This window comes from Micromonospora sp. CA-259024 (assembly GCF_050936255.1).
Classification (GTDB): domain Bacteria; phylum Actinomycetota; class Actinomycetes; order Mycobacteriales; family Micromonosporaceae; genus Micromonospora.
The window spans coordinates 1,462,195-1,480,312 of sequence record NZ_JBNJND010000001.1 but is presented as its reverse complement, the minus strand read 5'-3'; the positions used below and the strand labels follow the sequence as shown (position 1 = coordinate 1,480,312).

The following is an 18,118-nucleotide window of genomic DNA, read 5'->3' as shown; positions in this document are numbered from 1 at the left end:
CGTCTCACAACCGGCTCAACAGTCGCCGCCGGAGGCAGCTTCCCGGGCGACGGCCGGAACCCGGTTCCGCCGGGCCAGCAGCACCGCGGCGCCGGGCAGGCTGGCCACCAGCACCAGTGCACCGTAGACGGTGGCGGTGGCGACGCCCTGCGCCGCGCTGAGGCCGGCCGCGCCGAACACCCACGCGGCCACTCCCTCGCGCGGTCCGAAGCCGGCGACGTTCAGCGGCAGGCCCATGGCGAGCAGGGCGAGCAGTGTCAACGGCAGCAGCCGCGACAGTGGGGCGTCCGATCCGGCGGTGCGCGCCGCCACCAGGAAGGTGGCCAGGTGACCGGCGACCATCAGGGCGGAGGCGACCAGCACTCCGAACCAGGTGCGCCGGGCCAGCAGCCCGGACCGCACGTCCGCCACAGCGGTCCGCAGCCCCTCCGCCCACCGCGAGCGACCGGCGTTCGGCACGGCCCGTGCCAGCAGGACGGCGAGCAACCCACCCGAGACGAGCAGCGCGGCGGCGACCGGCACATACGCCCGCACCGGGGACGGGAGGGCCGCGAGCACGACCAGCGCGACACCCACGAGGACCACCTGCCCGGCGGTACGCTCCCAGATCACCGCGCGGATGCCCCGGCTGACGTCACCGGCGTCACGGCCGTGGCGTACCGCCCGGTGCACGTCGCCGAGCACGCCGCCGGGCAGTGTGGCGTTGAGGAACACGGCCCGGTAGCAGTGCGCGACCGCGGTCGCCAGGGGCAGCCGCACACCCAGGCCACCGGCGACCAGGCTCCACCGCCACGCCGCGCAGACCGTGGTGAGCACGCCGATGAGCAGCGCCGCGGTCAGCGCCGGAGCGTCGATCAGTCGTACGCCGGCGAGGAACGGGCCGCCGCCCACCTGCCACAGCAGGGCGGCGAGTAGACCCACCCCGCCGACCACTCGTGCCCAGGCCCAGAACATCGGCGCCGGCCCTCCTCTTGAAGATCGTCCACTTGCCCTAGTGCACGTAGCCAGGGCGTGAACGGTTCATCCGCCCGCGAGGAGGTCGCGGTGCTCGACCAGCACGGTGAGCCGGCCGGCCGCCGCGTCGGCGAGACGGCGCCGGGCGTACGCCTGGGCGGGGCCGGCCAGATCGGGGCGCTGCTCGCAGGCCGCGCCGAGCCAGCCCCGGAACCACTCGGCGGCCAGGTCGGCCTGCTCCGGGCCGAGGCGCCACGGGCTGGACCGCTCCCGTACGCCGACGCCCCGCCGGGCGAACGCGGCGGCGGTGGCGGCGACGGCGTCCGGGCCGAGCAGCCGCCGGCCGTCGACGGTACGCCGCTGGTGGTCGTTGAACGCGGCCTCGACCTCCGCGTCCAGCGGGTCCGTCGGGGTGACCCGGACCCGCCCGGTCACCGAGAGGGAGAACAGGGTGGGCCGCCCGACGCAGGCGGCCACCACCCGCTCGATCTCCTCCCCGGTGAGCATGTCCAGCAGCGCGGACGCGGTGACCAGCGACCCGTCGGCCAGGTCGGCGGCGCTCAGCCGGGTGAGGTCGCCGCACCGGGTGCTCACCGTGACCGGGGCACCGTCGGCGGCGGTCACCCCGGCCATGCCCTCGGCGGCTCTGGCCAGCAGGTCCGCGTCGCGGTCGTACAGCACCCAGTGCTGCGGGCCGGGTAGCCGGGGGGCCAGCCAGCGGCACATCGAGCCGGTGCCGCTGCCCAGGTCGTGGATCACCGTCGGGTGTTCGCCGGTGAGCCGGGAACGGACGACGTTCAACAGCTCCTCGTCACGGGCTGCCCCGTCGGCTGGCTCGCGCAGCCGCAGCCAGTCGGCGAACGGCAGGGTCTCCTCGACGGTCATGCCGCCACCTCCTCGAGCACGGCGGCCAGCAGTGCGGTGGTCACCGGCCAGTCGGTCAGGGTGTCGCGCCGGGCCAGGGCCGCACGCCGCAGCCGGGCCCGCAGCGCGCCGTCGTCCAGCCACCGGCTCAGTGCGCCGGCCAGCGCGACCGGCTCGTCCGGCGGGACCAGCAGCCCCGGCCGGTCACCGTCGGGGGTACGGCCGAGCGCCTCCGGAAGGCCGCCCACCTCGGTGCCCAGCACCGGCAGGCCGCGCGCCAGCGCCTCGGTGACGACCATGCCGTACGTCTCGCCCCGCGACGGCAGCACGAGTAGGTCGGCGGCGGCGTACGCGGCGTCCAACGCCTCACCGGTCAACGGGCCGGCGAGGCGCACCCGGTCACTGAGGCCCGCGCCAGCGAGCCGCTCCCGCAACCGGTGGACGAGATCCGGCTCCCGGGTCAGCGTGCCCGCGCAGACCAGCGTCCACGACCGCCCGGCCAGCGTGGACAGCGCGTCGACCAGTACGTCGTGCCCCTTGTGCCGGGTGACCGCCGCGACGCAGAGCAGCCGGGTGCCGGCGGCGGAGCCGGGTGCCGGCGGGGCCGGCCGTACCCCGGGGGGTGCGGCCCGGACCCGGTCGGCGAGCGTCGGGTGGCGGGCCACCAGGTGGCGGCGGGTCCACTCGCTGGTGGTGACGACGGCCCGCGCGGCGGCCAGCGTCCGGGCCTCCGCCTCGTCGTCCAGCGGCAGGTGCACCAGGACGACCAGGCGCAGCCGACCGGCGTGCGGGGCGAGCAGGTCCGGCACGGTCGAGGCGATCAGGCCGTCGAGCAGCACCACGGCGTCGTCCGGCGCGGCGGCGAGCACGCCGGCGAGTTCGGCCCGGTCGGCCGGGTCGGGGTGCGGCCAGGTGCCGGGCACCGGGTGCTCGCGCACCGACCAGCCCCACTCGCCGAGCCCCGCGCAGATCCGCCGGTCGTAGGTGTTGCCGCCGCTGGGCGTGGCCGGGTCGTCGATACCACCGGGCAGGACGACGTGCACCGCACGGCCGGTCAGGTCCGGCCCGTCGGCGCGCACCGCCCCGCCTGCGTCGATCACAGCGACCGTTCGTAGCTGGCCCACGCGACGTGTGACTCGTGCAGGGTGACGGCGATGCCGGCGAGCTCACGCGCACCGGGGCCCAACTCGCCGGCGTGCACCCGCTCGGCCAGCCGGTCCGCGACCGTACGGGCCAGCACCTCGGTGGTGGTGTTCACGCCGGCGAACGCGGGCTCGTCGTCGAGGTTGCGGTAGGTCAGCTCGGCCAGCACGCCCCGCAGTTGCTCGGTGGCCAGGCCGATGTCGACCACGATGCCGTCGGCGTCCAGGTCGGCACGGCGGAACGTCGCGTCCACCACGAAGGTCGCGCCGTGCAGGCGCTGGGCGGGGCCGAACACGTCGCCCCGGAAACTGTGGGCGATCATCATGTGATCCCGAACGGTCACGCTGAACACGGTCACTCCCCGTCGTCGTAGGTGATGAGGTGGCAGAGCGCGGGCAGGTCACCTGTGCTCAGTCGGGCGAGCACGTCGGGCAGTTCCGCGAACCGGGACGCGCCGGTGATCAACGCGTCGAACGCCGGGTCGTCGAGCAGGTCCAGGGCGAGCGCCAGCCGGTCGGAGAAGCTGCGCCGTCCCCGCCGGGCGGGCGCGACCGCGCCGACCTGACTGCTGCGGACGGTCAGGCGTCCCGAGTGGAAGGCGCCACCCAGCGACACCTGCACCGGGCGGTCGCCGTACCAGCTCAGCTCGATGACGGTGCCCTCCGGCGCGAGCAGGTCCAGCGAGCGTTGCAGGCCGGCGCCGGTGGCGCTGACGTGCACGACCAGGTCCCGGTCACCGGTCGCGTCGTCCGGGTGGGCGAACTGGACACCGAGCGCGCCGGCCACCCCGGCCCGGCGGACATCGGTGTCGATCAGCTCGACGTCCACGCCGGGGAACCGGGCGAGCAGCGCGGCGACGCAGCAGCCGACCATGCCCGCGCCGACCACGCTGACCCGGTCACCGACCAGCGGCGCGGCGTCCCACAGCGCGTTCACCGCGGTTTCCACCGTGCCGGCGAGCACCGCCCGGGCGGGCGGCACCCCGTCCGGCACGGGCACCACGGCGCTGGCCGGCACGACGTACGCGCTCTGGTGCGGGTGCAGACAGAAGACCGTCCGCCCCGCCAGCTCCGGCGGGCCCTGCTCGACCACGCCAACGCTGAGGTAGCCGTACTTCACCGGGCCGGGGAAGTCGCCCTCCTGGAACGGCGCGCGCATCGCGGCGTACTGGTCTGCGGGCACCCGACCGGCGAAGACCAGCGTCTCGGTGCCCCGGCTGACCCCCGAGTAGCGGGCCCGGACCAGCACCTCGTCCGGTCCCGGGGCGGGCAGCGACACCGGCCGGATCTCCGCCGTGCCGGGCTCGCGAACCCAGCAGGCGTACGCCTCGCGGATCACCGTCGCGCACCTCGCCTCTGCTCCCGGCCGAACCGTGCGGCCACGTTGCCGTGTTCCCTGTCAGGGTCGTCGATCATAAACACGGAGCTACGGTGTCCACAGTTCGAAGTGGCCGATGATCGGTCTGAGGCGCGGGTTACGCGGTGGCGTCGCCGGGCCCGACCCGTGAACCGACTCCTTTGCGTTCGCCCGGCTGGCAGCGACCGCACGCTGCTCATCGCCGCAAGAGCGTTTCAGGGCGTGCTGCTGCCCGGGTCCAGCCAGCTGACAAAGGCTCCCGCCCGCTCGACCTTCCAGCGGTTCCGGGCGGACGACCCGTACCAACGGGCTTCCGCGAGTTCGAAGCGCCACCGCAGGAGAAAGCCGGGTCGATAGGCCGGGAGATCGAGGCCCCACTGCCGCACGAGCCCTTCCGCTTCGCTGATCATGCGATCGATGTTGCCGGGCATAAGACCGAGTCCACCCAGGGCGGTAGTGATCACCGCCAGTTGCGCGACGACGCGGTGCGCCGGAGTGATGTCCGCGTCGCCGGTCGCGTCTCCCAGCTCCCGATGGATGAGCCGCGACACCTCGTCGGCAGTGACGCCATGCTCTGCGTGAATCCGCTCGGTCACCCGCTCGGCGAACCGGTGAATCTCCATCGGGCACAACGGGTCCGGGCGTAGCCAGCCGACCATCACGACGAACATGCCCTCCAGCACCGCTGCCAGAGCCTTCTTGTCGAGGAGCGCCCCCGATCGCAGCCGACGCGCCAAGGAATGATCTCCGAGCAGCAGGGCGTGCCAGTAGTAGCCCTGTCTCGTGCTCAGTTTGCTTGCCCGCCCCGTGGCCATGGCTGCAGGGTACGAACGAGCACAAAGAATCGCGCCCGGTGCGGGTGCCCCGCAAGGTCTCCGACTACCCCTTGTCGGGAGTGGCGGGGCGGGCCCGGACGTGCAGCCGCTCCCCCTGCGGCCCGAACAGACTGAGGGCCTCGGCGGTGCCGGGGCCGGGGTTGGAGACGAGGTGCGGGATCCGGGTGTCGAACTCGGCCACCTCGCCCGGGTTGAGCGTCAGGTCACGGTCGCCGAGCAGCAGGCGCAACCGGCCGGAGAGCACGTAGAGCCACTCGTAGCCCTCATGGGTCTGCGGGGTTCGCTCCCCGGCGGACGGGTCCGGCGGGAAGATCTGTTTGAACGCCTGAACACCACCCGGACGCCTGGTCAGCGGCAGGAACGTGACGCCGTGGATCACGATCGGTCTGGGGCGTACCCGAGGGTCGCCGGTGGCCGGGGCGTCCACCAGTTCGTCCAGCGCCACCTGGTAGGCCCTCGCCAGCGGGAGCAGCAGCTCCAGGGTGGGCCGGCGACTGCCGGATTCCAGCCGGGACAGGGTGCTCACCGAGATGCCGGTCAGGTCGGCGAGTTGGGCGAGCGTGGTCCCTCGCTGGCGGCGCAGGGAGCGCAGCCGGGGGCCGACGGCCGCCAGTGCGGCAGTGTCCTCGTTTGCCATAACGGCAAGGATAGTTGCTGCGTGGCCGGTGGCGACGGATGGTGGGCTCAGCCGACAAGCACGAGGGAGATACCGGTGGACGAGACATACGACGTGGTGGTGGTGGGCGGCGGCGCGGCCGGGCTCAGCGGAGCCCTGGCGCTGACCCGGGCCCGACGGTCGGTGCTGGTGATCGACGCCGGTGAGCCGCGCAACGCGCCGGCCGACCAGGTGCACAACTACCTGGGACGGGAGGGGACGCCGCCGGGCGAGCTGGTCGCGGCCGGGCGGGCGGAGGTCGCCGGGTACGGCGGGCAGTTCCGCACCGGACGGGTGGAGACCGCGACCCGCGACGACGACGGGTTCCGAATCGGCCTCGATGACGGGCGTTCGGTGCGCGCCCGTCGGCTGCTGGTGGCCACCGGGCTGACCGACGAACTGCCGGACGTGCCCGGGCTGGCACAACGGTGGGGCCGCGACGTGCTGCACTGCCCGTACTGCCACGGCTGGGAGGTCCAGGACCGGCGGATCGGCGTGCTGGCCACCGGGCCGCTGGCCGTGCACCAGGCCGAGATGTGGCGACAGTGGAGCTCCGACGTGCTGCTCCTGCTGCACGACGCCCCCGCGCCGGACGAGGAGGCCGCCGAGCGGCTCGCCGCCCGGAGCATCGCGGTGGTGCCGGGTCCGGTCGCCGCGGTGGAGGTGACCGGGGACACGCTCACCGGTGTACGGCTGGCCGATGGCCGGGTGGTGGCGCTCGACGCGATCGTGGTCGCGACGCGGCTGACTCCCCGCGCCGGCCTGCTGGTGGGGCTGGGCCTGGCCCCGGAGGAGGTGATGATGGGTGAGCACGTCATCGGTGCCCAGATCCCGGCCGACCCCACCGGGGCGACGACCGTCCCCGGTGTCTGGGTGGCGGGCAACCTGGCCGACATCCGCGGCCAGGTCATCTCGTCCGCCGCTGCCGGCCTGACCGCCGGGGCGGCGATCAACGCCGACCTCATCGCCGAGGAGACCCGCGGCGCGGTGACCGCGTACCGGCAGTTGGTGGCCACGGCGTTCGAGGAGCCGGCGTGGGAGGAGCGCTACCAGTCCCGGCCCGCGGTGTGGAGCGGCCGGCCGAACCCGCAGTTGGTCGCCGAGGTCGCCGACCTGGCCCCGGGGCGCGTGCTGGACGTGGGCAGCGGCGAGGGCGGCGACGCGGTGTGGCTGGCCGAGCGCGGCTGGCGGGTGACGGCGGTGGACATCTCCACCACCGCGCTGGGCCGGGCCGCCGCGCACGCCGACACCGCCGGCGTCGGCGACCGCATCGAGTTCGTACACGCCGACCTGCGCGACAAGCCGCCCGCCGAGGAGGCGTACGACCTGGTGTCCGCGCAGTTCATGCACCTGCCTCCGGTGCAGCGGCGGGAGCTGTTCGCCCGGTTGGCCGCGGCGGTGGCGCCGGGCGGCGTCCTGCTGATCGTCGGGCACCACCCGTCGGATCTGTGGACGTCGGGGCACCGGATGCACATGCCGGACATGATGTACGCCGCGGAGGACGTGGCCGCCGAGCTGGACCCGGCCCAGTGGGAGGTGCTGACGGCGGAGGCCCGCCCCCGCACGACCACCGACGCGAGCGGCCAGGACATCACCCACCACGACGCCGTCCTCCTGGCTCGCCGCCGTTAGTCGTCGACCCGCGTCGATCATGGAGTTGCGCTGGGCGACAAAGGTCGTGGATCACCACCTTCCCGGCACCAGAAGTCCATGATCGACGCGGGGAGGGGGCGGCGGGGCGCGGCGGGACGGGAGGTGGTGGGGCGGGACTTCGCATGGGGTCGGCTCGGCGGTAGCGTTGCGCCACACTGACGGCCCGCGGGGCAGGCGACCGCCGACCCTGACACCCCGATCGTACGGAGGATGGTGCATGTCCATCGGCGCTGAGCCGCACGCAGTACGCGACGATGCGGCCTCGCGGCCGAGCTTCGAGCTCGCCCTGCGCGGCTACGACAAACGCCAGGTAGACCGGCACCTGGAGCAGCTCGACGGTCAGATCGCGATGCTGAGCGGGGAGCACGGGCGCTCCGCCGTCCGGGTCCGTGAGCTGACCGCCGAAGTGCAGCGGCTGCGTGCCGAACTGGCCGAACTTCAGGAGCAACCGGTGCAGGTGGACCGAGCCTCGTTTCACGATCTGGGCCCGATGGTCGGCGAGATCATGGCGCTTGCCGAGAAGCAGGCCTCAATGATCACCGAGTCGGCCACCGACCGGGCGAACGAGTTGCGCAGCGAGTCGGAGCGGATCCTCGCCGATACGCGTGAACGGGCCGCGCAGGCACGCCAGGACCTGGCGGAAGAGCTGGCAACCCGACGTGCCGAGCAGGAGCAGGCGCACGAGGAGCGGCGCACCCTGGCCGAGGCCGAGTTGACCGCGATCCGCGAGCACGCCGAGCAGCTGCGCGCCGATGGTGAGGCCGCGCACGAGCGCGCCCAGCACGAGGCGAAGCGGATCACCGAGCAGAGCGCGCAGCAGCTCAACCAGACCCGGGTCGCCGCCGACGCGCTGATGAAGTCGGCCCGCACCCAGATCCAGCAGGAGCTCCAGTCGGCCCGTGCCAAGAACCAGCAGGAGATGGCCCAGTGGCAGGCCGGGGTGGAGCGGGAGGTCAACGAGCGGCGGACCGCCGCCGAGCAGGAGATCGCCGAGCAGCAGGCCGCCGCCGAGCAGGAGATCGCCGAGCAGCGCAGCGCGACCGAGCAGCAGATCGCCGCACTGCTGGCCGAGGCGCAGCAGCACGTGACCGAGCTGCGCAACCGCGCCGACGAGCAGGCAGCCAGCCATCGGGAGCAGCTCACCGCCCTGCAGCAGGAGATCGAGGAGCGCCAGCAGGAGGCCACCGAACTGCACGCCGAGCTGGACACCGCCCGCCAGCAGCTCGCCGAGGTCCGCCAGGAGGGCGAGACGCTCGAGAACGAGTTGTCGCGGATGCAGCACCGGCTGAGCGAGGTACGCCGGGATCTCACCGCCGAGAGCGCCCGGCTGGACGAGGCCCGACGGGCCGGGGACTCCGCCGAGCGGCACGCCAAGGAGGTCCGCGCCCGGGTGCAGCGGGAGGCGAAGCGGGTGGCGGACCTCGCCGCCGCCGCGGTCATGGCCGCGGCAGCAGGCGGTACGGAGACCGCCGAGTACCCGATGCTGGGCAGCCGTTCCAGCGCCGATCGACCCGCGCCGGAGCGTGTGGGTGTCGAGCGACTCACTGTCGACCGCGCCGGTATCGACCGCCCGCACGCGGAGCGGCCCACCATGGACGACGCGAGTGCCGACCCGTCCGCGGATCGGTACCTGGCCGACCCCGCCGATCCGGCCCTGGCCGACCCCGCGCCCGCCGAGCGGGCCAACGGCGAGCATTCGGCTGCGCCGACGCTGGCAGACGAGCCCTCGTCGGACCGTACGCCGGCCCAGGAGGTCCGCAGCGAGCCGATCTTTCCTCGGCACGCCGACACCGACGCACCGACGCCCGTGCCGTTCCTGGCCTTCGGGCAGCCGGTCAGCGAGAACGGCACCGCCCGGCACTGACCTCAGCCCTTGCGCCCGGCGGTCCGGCCGCGACGGTGATCGACTCGGGTTCCGGAAAGGCGGGGTGTCCGAAGCCGCCGGACAGCGCGGTTTCCCGGAACCCGAGTCGATCAGTTCGCGCTGGTCACTGTGCACGGAACCGGCCGCGAGGACGACGGCGGGCGGGTTGAGCGGAGGCCTACGCGGCGATCTCGTCGCGTACCCGCTGCTGGAAGGCGCGCGCCTGCGCCCCGGTCGGCGGCGGACCGCCGTGCCGGGCGGCGACCGCACGGCGGATCACCTCAGCCGGGTCACCGGCGTCGATCAGACGCTGACCGGCCGCCACCTTGGCGAGCCAGACGCCGTCGCGGTGCCGCACCAGCGATCGGCAGGCGCCGAGCACCGCGTCCTCCGTGCCGGGTGCGGGCCGGTCGTCCGGCGGTGTCGGCAGGGCCAGCCACCAGGACAGCGCCTCGATCAGCAGGCGACGCAGGTCGGCCGGGGCGAGGTCGGCGAACACCTCCTCCGCCGGCGGCCCGAGCAGTGGCAGCCCACTCTGGTGCAGGATGCTGCGATCCAGCCCGTACCAGAACCGACCGTCGGCGGCCGGCCGGTCGGCGGGGTCGAGGGTGCACCGGAACGCCATGCCGGACCCGGTGTTCAGCTCGACCTCGAAGCCCGGCTCCGGGGTCCCGGAAGCGGCCACCGCGCGTCGGTAGGTGACCAGTTCCAGCCCGCGCGCCGGGCAGGGCAGCGCCTCGTGCCGCAACCGAGCCACCAGCGCCCGTTTGGTGGCCTCGGTGAGCGGCCCGGCGCTGACCAGCGCCACGTCCACGTCGCTGCGTCCGGCCTGGTACGCGCCGAGCCCCACCGAGCCGGCCGCGTACGCGCCGACCAGATCGTCGCCGAGCACGTCCCGGGCAGCGGTGACCAGGTCATCGAGGTAGCGCTGAAGATCGGAGTCCACGCACCCATGGTGGCGTGCGATCGGCAGCGGCTCGACGCCGGGGCTATCCCGCGTAGAGCAGCAGCAGACCGGCGACGGTGTACGCGACCATCAGCGCCAGCAGCGGGAGTTGGCCGGCCACGGCCCGGGCCCGGGGGAACAGGTACAGGGCGCGGTCGTGGGCGAGCAGCGTGCCGAGCAGGTGCCCGAGAATGATGACGGTGATCTGGAGGGTGGCCACCCCGGAGGGCGTGACCAGCCCGGTGTACGGCTCCCAGCCGGCGGTGCCGAGCCAGTTGGCTCCGGTGCCCAGGGGGTCGGAGAGCAGCGCGACGGTGCGCTGCCCCTCCAGGATCAGCAGCGAGTAGTAGTGCGCCACCACGTAGCCCACCGCGATCGGCACGATCGAGTGGGCGATCTCGCCCGGCACCCCTCGGGCGTCGGTCGGGTCGGTGCGGCCGATGCGGGCCGCGGCTCCGGTGGCGGCGAGGTACGCCACCGCGACGGCGGCGACGACCAGGATCAGCCCGACGCTGCCGGTGACCGCCGGGTGCAGGCCGTTCTCCTGGCTGAATCGCAGCCAGCCCGGTGCGTTGGAGAGGCTGTCGTACATGGTCGAGCCGAGCAGCACGATCACCACGGCGACCAGCCCGGGGCGGGGCCGCAGCCCGGCGATGCCGTCGAGCGGGTTGCGCCACACCAGCACGCCGTCCGCGGCCCGGCCGATCAGGGCGAGCTGACCGATCAGGGCGCTGTACACCTCGAACGGGTCGGCGCGGTCGAACCAGCCGGCGCCGAACAACGCCGCGCCCGCCAGCAGGACCACCGCGTACGCGGCGAACCAGGCGGTGATGACGGGCAGGGTGGCTCGTTCGGGTGCGACCAGCTCCAGCCAGACGAAGCCGAACAGGGTGGCGGCGGCCGGCCAGATCCCCACGCCGGCGGGCAGCTCACGGATCCCACGGCTCGGGTCGCGCCGGGTTGCCAGCGCGGCGAGCAGATGCACGGTACGCAGCGGGTTGACCGCCCGCCAGACCGGACCGAGCAGCAGCGACAGCGGCGCCAGCCCGACCCAGAGCAGCACGTAGAGCGCGCCGGCCGTCGGGTTGTCCGGAGTGTCCGGCCCCAGCAGACCCAGGCAGAACCAGGCGGCGGCGAGCAGGCCGAGCGCACGCAGCAGCCACCGGAACGTGGGCGCGTCGACGAGCCGGGCGAGCCACTGCGGCACCGGACGGCCGCCGGTCGCGTCCCGGTCGAGTCGGGGTTCGCGCCACAGCAGGCCCAGCGCGAGGAACGTGACGACGAGGGTCAGCGCGGCGGCGACGACGAGCTGCGGCAGCGTGATCGGCAGGTCCTGGCGGCCACCGACGCCGTGCGCCAGCAGCGTGGGAGCGGCCGTCATGTCGCTCAGCGGACGACGAGCTGGAACAGCACCAGCTCGGTCTCGTGCGTCTCCACCTCGAACAGCCCGGTCTTGTCGGCCCGGAACTCCACCGAGCCGGGCGTGCCGGCCGGCAGTCGGGCGCCCAGGTCGTACCCGTGCACGTGCAGCTCGTCCGACACGTCCGAGGTGACCGTGATCCGGACCAGCTCGCCCTTGTTCACGGCCACCCGCCCGGTCGGCGGGTCCACCCGCCGCTTCGCGATCGTCACGGTGATCTCCCGGTCCACGGCCGGAGTGGTGGCACTGGGTGTGGGGCTGACCACCGGGGTCGGCGCGGTGGTGGCGGCGCTCGGCGGCGCGGCGGACGCCGGTGGTGGCGATGGGGTGGCCACGGCGGGGTCGTCGCCCTGCCCGCACCCGGTGAGAAGCAGAGCGGTGAGGACGCTGGCGGCGAGCGCGGCGCGGGTGCGGGTGGCGGGGGTACGGACGAACACGGCGGACTCCGAACGATGCGAGGGGGCGGGGTGTCGAGTTGATCGTCGGGGATGAGAACTCTACGTCTTGTTCGGCAGCAGGGAAATGACCATGATGAACGAATGCGATCGAGACTCGTCACTGTGCGTCACCTCCTGAGCCGCACCGCGGCGGCCCTGGCCGCGACGCTGGTGGTGACGCTGGTGTTGCCCGCCGCTCCAGCGGCCGCGCACGGGCAACTGGCGACCTCCACCCCGCTGACCGGCACCGTCGTGCGCGAGCCACTGACGCAGGTGGGGTTGTACTTCACCGAGAAGCCGGCCGCCAACGCCCACTTCGCCATCACCGGGCCGAATGGGTCGCGGGTGGACAACGGCTGGTCGTACGGCGAGCCGAAGCGACTGGACAAGCCGGTCCAGGAGTACTTCATGGTCAACGGCGTGTTCGAGCCGCGGCTTTACCACACCGGCTTCCCGGCCATGGTGACCGTCGCGCACTGGCCGGCGAAGGGGCGCTACACGGCCAGTTATCTCTCCGTCGCCTCCGATGGTGAGGCGGTACGAGGCACCGTCACCTTCGACTACCAGGGGTCGAGCACGGCGGCGCCGGCCGGTTGGACGGCGCCCACGGCCGGGCCGGAGCCGGCACTGCTGGCCCAGATCGAGGGCACGGCATCGGCGAGCCCGGCTGCGGCCGGCAACCCGACGGGCGCTACCGGCGCCCCGGCAACCGATCCGGGCAGTGCGGCGAAGAAGCAGGACGGCGGGTTCCCGGCCTGGTTGGTGCCGGCCCTGATCGTCGTCGTGGTCGCCGCGATCGTGCTGGTGGCGGCCCGCCGTCGACCCGCCGCGCGCGGAGCCTCCACCCCGGGCCGCCGGCCCGCCGGCTCGCCACGCAAGGCCGGCGCCCCGGCCCGCTCGTCCGCCAGCCCCGCCCGTAAGAACGGCAACCGGGCGGGCGGTCCGGCGCGGCGCGGACGGCGGTAGGCCCGCCGCACCCGGCATTCTTCGCGTACCGCGACGAACTTTCGCACGAACATCGGGAACTTCTGATGTATCGACGCGAAGCCATGGACAGTCAAATCGAAACACCTTAATGTCTCGACCCATCAACCCGGTGTTTCCGCATCGTCACTCGTCGGCGTCGAGGGCGTTTCGGAACCGGGCCGACGGCCACCCCCACCACTGATCCGCGCCGGCCGTCGGACCTTCCGCTCCCTCCTGGAGGAACGATGGGCACACGCCTGCAACGCCGACTCCACAAACCTGTCCTGGGTGCGCTGGCACTCGTCCTCGCCGCCGGCTTCTGGGCCGACCCGGCCACCGCCGCGCCCGCGCAGGAACCGGGCGTGACGCTGCGCGTCTTCGACGTGCAGGTGCCGCTCTCCGAGATCTGCACGCTCAAGCCCGCGCAGACCCCGAACGTGGACAGGCTGATGTCCACGATCAACTGGACGTCGCCCGCCGACTTCGGGTTCGACAACTACTTCGTCTCGCAGGTGCTCGGCAACATCACCACCACCCAGGCCGGCAGCTACACGTTCCGACTCAGCAGCGACGACGGCTCCAAGCTGTCGATCGACAACGCGGTGGTGATCAACCACGACGGTCTGCACGGCGCGACCCCGCCCAAGGAGGGCACCGTCACCCTCACCGCCGGGCTGCACCCGCTGCGCATCGACCACTTCGAGCGCGACGGTGGGCAGCAGATCACCCTGGAGTGGAAGACGCCCGGCTCGTCGTCCTTCGTGGTCGTACCGAACTCGGCGCTGAGCACCGACGCCGGTGTGGTCCGGGTGACCGCGCCGGGCCGCAAGGAGTGCGAGGGGATCACCGACTCCCCCGGCGACGGCCTACCGCTGACCAGCGTGCACCCCGGCTACACGCTGACCAACCTGCGGCCCACCGGCTTCCAGCCGAAGGTCACCGGGATGGACTGGCTGCCCGACGGCCGGCTGGTCATCTCGACCTGGGGCGGCAGCGACCAGTCCGGCACCTCCCAGGACGGCGAGGTGTGGATCATGAACAACACCGGCGGCGCGACCGCGCCGGGCAACGTCACCACCAAGAAGATCGCTGGAGGGCTCAAGGAGCCAATGGGACTCAAGGTCGTCGACGGAGTGGTCTACGTCTCGGAGAAGCAGCGGCTGACCCGGCTGGTGGACAGCACCGGCGACGAGGTGGCCGACCAGCTCCAGACGGTCGCGACCTGGCCGTACGGCGGGAACTTCCACGAGTTCGCGTTCGGTCTGCTCTACCAGGACGGGTTCTTCTACCTGAACCTGTCAGTGTCGATCAACTCCGGCGGCGCGACCACCAACCCGCAGCCCGCCGACAACCGGGGTACCACCCTGAAGATCAACAAGGACACCGGCGCGGTCAGTTACGTCGCCGGCGGCCTGCGCACCCCGCACGGCATCGGCTGGGGCCCGGAGGGCGGCATCTTCGTCACCGACAACCAGGGCGGCTGGCTGCCCTCGTCGAAGCTGCTGCACGTCAAGCAGGGCCGGTTCTTCAACCACTTCACGAACCCGGCCGGCCCGTTCGACGCGAACCCGGTCACTCCCCCGGTGCTCTGGATGCCGCAGAACGAGATCGCCAACTCGCCCAGCACACCGCTGTACCTCACCAGCGGTCGATACGCCGGCCAGTTCGTCATCGGCGACGTCACGTACGGTGGCCTGCAACGGGCCTCGGTGGAGAAGGTCAACGGCGAGTACCAGGGTGCTCTGTTCCGGCTCACCCAGGGCCTGGAGGCGGGCGTCTCCGAGGTCAACGTCGGCCCGGACGGCGCGATCTACGTCGGCGGGCTCGGCGCGGGCGGCAACTGGGGCCAGACCGGCAAACTGTCGTACGGCCTGCAGAAGCTCACCCCGAACAGCACGACCGCGTTCGAGATGCTCGCCATGCGGGCGACCACGGCCGGTTTCGAGGTGGAGTACACCCAGCCCGTCTCGACGGAGACCGCCACCGACCTGGCCGCGCACTACAAGGTCAAGCAGTGGCGGTACGAGGCGACCCCCAACTACGGTGGCCCGAAGATTGACGAGGAGACACTGACCGTCAGCTCGGCCACCCTCTCGGCGGACGGAAAGAAGGTCACCCTCGCCGTCGACGGTCGCAAGGCCGGGCGGGTGGTCCACCTACGCTCGCCTCGCCCGTTCACGTCCACCAGCGGCCAGTCGCTCTGGAGCACCGAGGCGTGGTACACGCTCAACGCCATTCCGGGCGTCACCCCACCGCCGAGCGGCGGGACCAACCTGGCGCTCAACAAGCAGGCCGTCGCGGACAGCTTCTGCTCGGCGACCGAGGGCCCGGCGAAGGCCGTCAACGGCAGCGTGGCCGGCGGCAACAGCGACAAGTGGTGCTCGAAGGGCACCACCAAGTACCTCCAGGTGGACCTGGGGGCCAGCCACACGGTGAACCGGGTGGTGGTCAAGCACGCCGGCGCTGGCGGTGAGGACACCGCCTGGAACACCCGGGACTTCACGATCGCGTCCAGCGCCGACGGCACGACCTGGACCACCCGCGCCACGGTGACCGGCAACACGGCGAGCACCACCACACACGACGTCGTCGCTCCGGGCACCCGCCACGTGCGGTTGGCGATCACCGCGCCAACCAGCACGAGCGACGCGGCCGCCCGCATCTACGAACTGGAGGCGTACGCGAGCGCCGGCGGCACCCCGGGCAGCATCACCGGCGTCGGCGGCAAGTGCCTGGACGTCGACAACGCGGGCACCGCCGACGGCACGAAGGTGCAACTCTGGACCTGCAACAGCACCGCCGCGCAGTCGTGGAGCCGGGTCGGCGACACCTACCGCGCTCTGGGCAAGTGCCTGGACGTGGACAACGCGGGCACCGCCGACGGCACGAAGGTGCAGCTCTGGACCTGCAACGGCACCGGCTCGCAGGTGTGGCAGCCGCAGTCCGACGGGTCGCTGCGCAACCCGCAGTCGGGCAAGGTCCTGGAAGCGGCGGCCGGCGGCACCGCCAACGGCACCCAGATCCAGATCGGCACCAACTCCGGTGGCGCCCACCAGAAGTGGGTGGTCAACGCCGTCTGACGACGGGCGGGGCCGGACCGGTCAGCCGGTCCGGCCCCGCCCCACGGCCGGTCAGGGGCCCTGCGGCAGTGGCAGGGCCAGCGCCCGCAGGTCCATCGGGAGCTGGGACAGGGCGTCCTCGAACTCACGGTGCCCCACCACCCGGTGCATCGTCTGGAGTACGGCCCGGGTGCCCCGCTCGGCGGCGGGCCGATCGATCCCGGCGCGGTCCGCCACCCGGCGCAGGAACTCGTCGTAGCCGAACGCTTCCGGCGGCTCGGCGGCCTTCACCAGCAGTGGACTCAGCTCGTCGGCCAGGTGGGGGGCCAACGCGCCCGCCTCACCGCCGCTGAGCCGCTCGGTGAGAGTCCGCAGAACGGCCTCGGTCAGTGGGCGCGCCTGCTCGGGCGGGACGCCCGCCCGCGCCGCAACCTTGTCGACGAACGTCAGCTCGGCCATGCCCCCGCCCTTCGTCCCGGAGACGCGTGGCTACCCGGGTCCACCGGCGGCAAACCCGGGAGCCGGAGCGGGCTGGTTCTGTTGGTTGCTCCGCGCGGTGCCGCCCCCTTCTCGTACGGTGAGGTCGGACCGGGAACCCGGCGGCCGCCCGACGGCGGCCCGTGCCGCAGGAGGAGCAGATGGCGGTCGACCTACCCGACGTGATCGACCGGTACTTCCGGGCCGTCAACGACCGCGACCTCGATGCCTTCGTCGCCTGCTTCGCGGACACCGCGAGCGTCGCCGACGAGGACCGGATGTACGACGGGCGGGCCGCGATCCGCGCCTGGCGACAGAAGACGATGGACGCCTACTCGTACACCGCCGAGCCGGTACGTGTCACACCGCAGGCGGGCGACTCGTACCTGGCCCTCACCCGGGTGTCCGGCGATTTTCCCGGCAGCCCCATCGAGCTGCGGTACCGGTTCACGCTGCGCGACGATCTGATCGGTGCTCTGGACATCCGCCCCTAGCACCGGGCTGACGCATCGACACGGAGGAGACCACGTGCCGCGGGCCTGGCTCATCACCGGCTGTTCCCGCGGTCTCGGCCGAGCCCTCGCCGAGGCCGTGCTTGCCGACGGCGACCGCCTGATCGCCACCGCCCGCGACCCGGCCCAGCTCGACGACCTCGTCGGCCGGCACGGTGAGCAGGTCCGGGCGGTGGCCCTCGACGTCACCGACCCCGCTGCCGCCCGTGCCGCCGTGCGCACCGCGGTGGACACCTTCGGAAGTCTGGACATCCTGGTCAACAACGCCGGGTACGCCGATGTCGCGGCGATCGAGGACATGCCGGAGGACGACTTCCGGGCTCAGATCGAGGCGAACTTCTACGGGGTGGTCCACCTGTCCCGCGCCGCTCTGCCGGTGATGCGCAAGCAGGGGCGCGGGCACATCGTCCAGATCTCCAGCGTCGGCAGCCGGGTCGCCAGCACCGGTCTGGGCGCGTACCAGGCCGCCAAGTGGGCGGTCAGCGGCTTCTCCGGGGTGCTCGCCCGGGAGGTCGCGGCGTTCGGAATCCGGATCACCTCGATCGAGCCGGGCGGGCTGCGCACCGACTGGGCCGGCGCGTCGATGAGCATGCTGCCGATCAGCGAGCCGTACCGGCCGGTCATCGACCCGGCCGTGCAGCGCCTGCGCGAGGCCAGTGGCAGCCAGCCGGGCGACCCGGTCCGGGCCGCCCAGGCGATCATCCGGATCACCAGGGTCGACGACCCGCCCGCGCGGTTGCTGCTCGGGGCCGACGCCGTGGCCGCCGCCCAGGCAGCCGCCGAGGCCCTCGCCGCGTCCGACGCGCGGTGGCGGGAGTTGAGCGAGTCCATCGCCTTCGACGAGGCCCTCTGACCGGCTCCGGTGCTGAACGACGCCGACGGGCGGTCGGGCCGGCCCGCACCGATGGACCGCCGAACGGACGAGACGGTCACGGGGCCAGCGGGTGACATGATGTGGCAACACCAGCCGTCGCTA

17 protein-coding genes are annotated in these 18,118 nt (G+C 73.0%); 6 read left to right on the top strand and 11 right to left on the bottom strand.

Going from position 1 to position 18,118, the window contains the following annotated elements; genetic code table 11:
- Positions 1–15 precede the first annotated feature (15 nt).
- The 7 genes from ACQEUX_RS06070 to ACQEUX_RS06040 form a co-directional block, all read right to left on the bottom strand.
- Positions 16–954, bottom strand: coding sequence for a lysylphosphatidylglycerol synthase transmembrane domain-containing protein (locus ACQEUX_RS06070; RefSeq protein WP_433042435.1), 939 nt, complete (start codon positions 952–954; stop codon positions 16–18).
- A 66-nt stretch (positions 955–1,020) separates the two neighbouring features.
- On the bottom strand, positions 1,021–1,839 hold the full coding sequence (locus ACQEUX_RS06065) for a class I SAM-dependent methyltransferase (protein WP_433042432.1): 819 nt from the start codon (positions 1,837–1,839) through the stop codon (positions 1,021–1,023).
- The gene (locus ACQEUX_RS06060; protein ID WP_433049617.1) at positions 1,836–2,915 is read right to left on the bottom strand and encodes a glycosyltransferase family 4 protein; all 1,080 of its coding nucleotides are present in this window, start codon (positions 2,913–2,915) and stop codon (positions 1,836–1,838) included. The genes ACQEUX_RS06065 and ACQEUX_RS06060 overlap by 4 nt, the downstream gene beginning before the upstream one ends.
- A complete protein-coding gene (locus ACQEUX_RS06055; protein ID WP_433042429.1) occupies positions 2,915–3,313 on the bottom strand; it encodes a 6-pyruvoyl trahydropterin synthase family protein in 399 nt (132 codons plus the stop codon). The genes ACQEUX_RS06060 and ACQEUX_RS06055 overlap by 1 nt, the downstream gene beginning before the upstream one ends.
- A gap of 2 nt (positions 3,314–3,315) precedes the next feature.
- Positions 3,316–4,299: a dehydrogenase gene (locus ACQEUX_RS06050; RefSeq protein WP_433042426.1), complete on the bottom strand. Its 984-nt coding sequence runs from the start codon at positions 4,297–4,299 to the stop codon at positions 3,316–3,318.
- A gap of 233 nt (positions 4,300–4,532) precedes the next feature.
- Complete coding sequence (locus ACQEUX_RS06045; RefSeq protein ID WP_433042423.1) at positions 4,533–5,132, bottom strand: hypothetical protein; 600 nt, start codon at positions 5,130–5,132, stop codon at positions 4,533–4,535.
- 64 nt (positions 5,133–5,196) lie between these two features.
- Positions 5,197–5,790: a helix-turn-helix domain-containing protein gene (locus ACQEUX_RS06040; RefSeq protein ID WP_433042420.1), complete on the bottom strand. Its 594-nt coding sequence runs from the start codon at positions 5,788–5,790 to the stop codon at positions 5,197–5,199.
- 75 nt (positions 5,791–5,865) lie between these two features.
- Between ACQEUX_RS06040 and ACQEUX_RS06035 the strand changes: the two genes are divergently transcribed.
- Positions 5,866–7,440, top strand: coding sequence for an FAD-dependent oxidoreductase (locus ACQEUX_RS06035; RefSeq protein ID WP_433042417.1), 1,575 nt, complete (start codon positions 5,866–5,868; stop codon positions 7,438–7,440).
- A gap of 238 nt (positions 7,441–7,678) precedes the next feature.
- Positions 7,679–9,325, top strand: a complete 1,647-nt coding sequence (locus tag ACQEUX_RS06030) for a hypothetical protein (RefSeq protein ID WP_433042414.1) — start codon at positions 7,679–7,681, stop codon at positions 9,323–9,325.
- 178 nt (positions 9,326–9,503) lie between these two features.
- On the opposite strand, the gene ACQEUX_RS06025 is transcribed toward ACQEUX_RS06030, so the two are convergent.
- From ACQEUX_RS06025 to ACQEUX_RS06015, 3 genes are read right to left on the bottom strand one after another with little or no spacing between them, the layout of a single operon-like run.
- Complete coding sequence (locus ACQEUX_RS06025) at positions 9,504–10,271, bottom strand: nucleotidyltransferase domain-containing protein (protein WP_433042411.1); 768 nt, start codon at positions 10,269–10,271, stop codon at positions 9,504–9,506.
- Positions 10,272–10,314: 43 nt separating this feature from the next.
- A complete protein-coding gene (locus tag ACQEUX_RS06020) occupies positions 10,315–11,652 on the bottom strand; it encodes a hypothetical protein (RefSeq protein WP_433042408.1) in 1,338 nt (445 codons plus the stop codon).
- Between the two features lie 5 nt (positions 11,653–11,657).
- Positions 11,658–12,128: a hypothetical protein gene (locus ACQEUX_RS06015; protein WP_433042405.1), complete on the bottom strand. Its 471-nt coding sequence runs from the start codon at positions 12,126–12,128 to the stop codon at positions 11,658–11,660.
- A gap of 102 nt (positions 12,129–12,230) precedes the next feature.
- Between ACQEUX_RS06015 and ACQEUX_RS06010 the strand changes: the two genes are divergently transcribed.
- The gene (locus tag ACQEUX_RS06010) at positions 12,231–13,094 is read left to right on the top strand and encodes a copper resistance protein CopC (RefSeq protein ID WP_433042402.1); all 864 of its coding nucleotides are present in this window, start codon (positions 12,231–12,233) and stop codon (positions 13,092–13,094) included.
- Positions 13,095–13,339: 245 nt separating this feature from the next.
- A complete protein-coding gene (locus tag ACQEUX_RS06005) occupies positions 13,340–16,174 on the top strand; it encodes a ricin-type beta-trefoil lectin domain protein (protein WP_433042399.1) in 2,835 nt (944 codons plus the stop codon).
- Between the two features lie 51 nt (positions 16,175–16,225).
- Here ACQEUX_RS06005 and ACQEUX_RS06000 read toward each other — a convergent pair whose 3' ends face one another.
- Positions 16,226–16,612, bottom strand: a complete 387-nt coding sequence (locus tag ACQEUX_RS06000) for a DUF2267 domain-containing protein (RefSeq protein ID WP_433042396.1) — start codon at positions 16,610–16,612, stop codon at positions 16,226–16,228.
- 179 nt (positions 16,613–16,791) lie between these two features.
- Here ACQEUX_RS06000 and ACQEUX_RS05995 point away from each other — a divergent pair, with 179 nt between their 5' ends.
- Together ACQEUX_RS05995 and ACQEUX_RS05990 are read left to right on the top strand one after the other, a co-directional pair.
- The gene (locus tag ACQEUX_RS05995) at positions 16,792–17,124 is read left to right on the top strand and encodes a nuclear transport factor 2 family protein (RefSeq protein ID WP_433042393.1); all 333 of its coding nucleotides are present in this window, start codon (positions 16,792–16,794) and stop codon (positions 17,122–17,124) included.
- 34 nt (positions 17,125–17,158) lie between these two features.
- Positions 17,159–17,995, top strand: coding sequence for an oxidoreductase (locus ACQEUX_RS05990; protein WP_433042390.1), 837 nt, complete (start codon positions 17,159–17,161; stop codon positions 17,993–17,995).
- Positions 17,996–18,118: the final 123 nt, after the last annotated feature.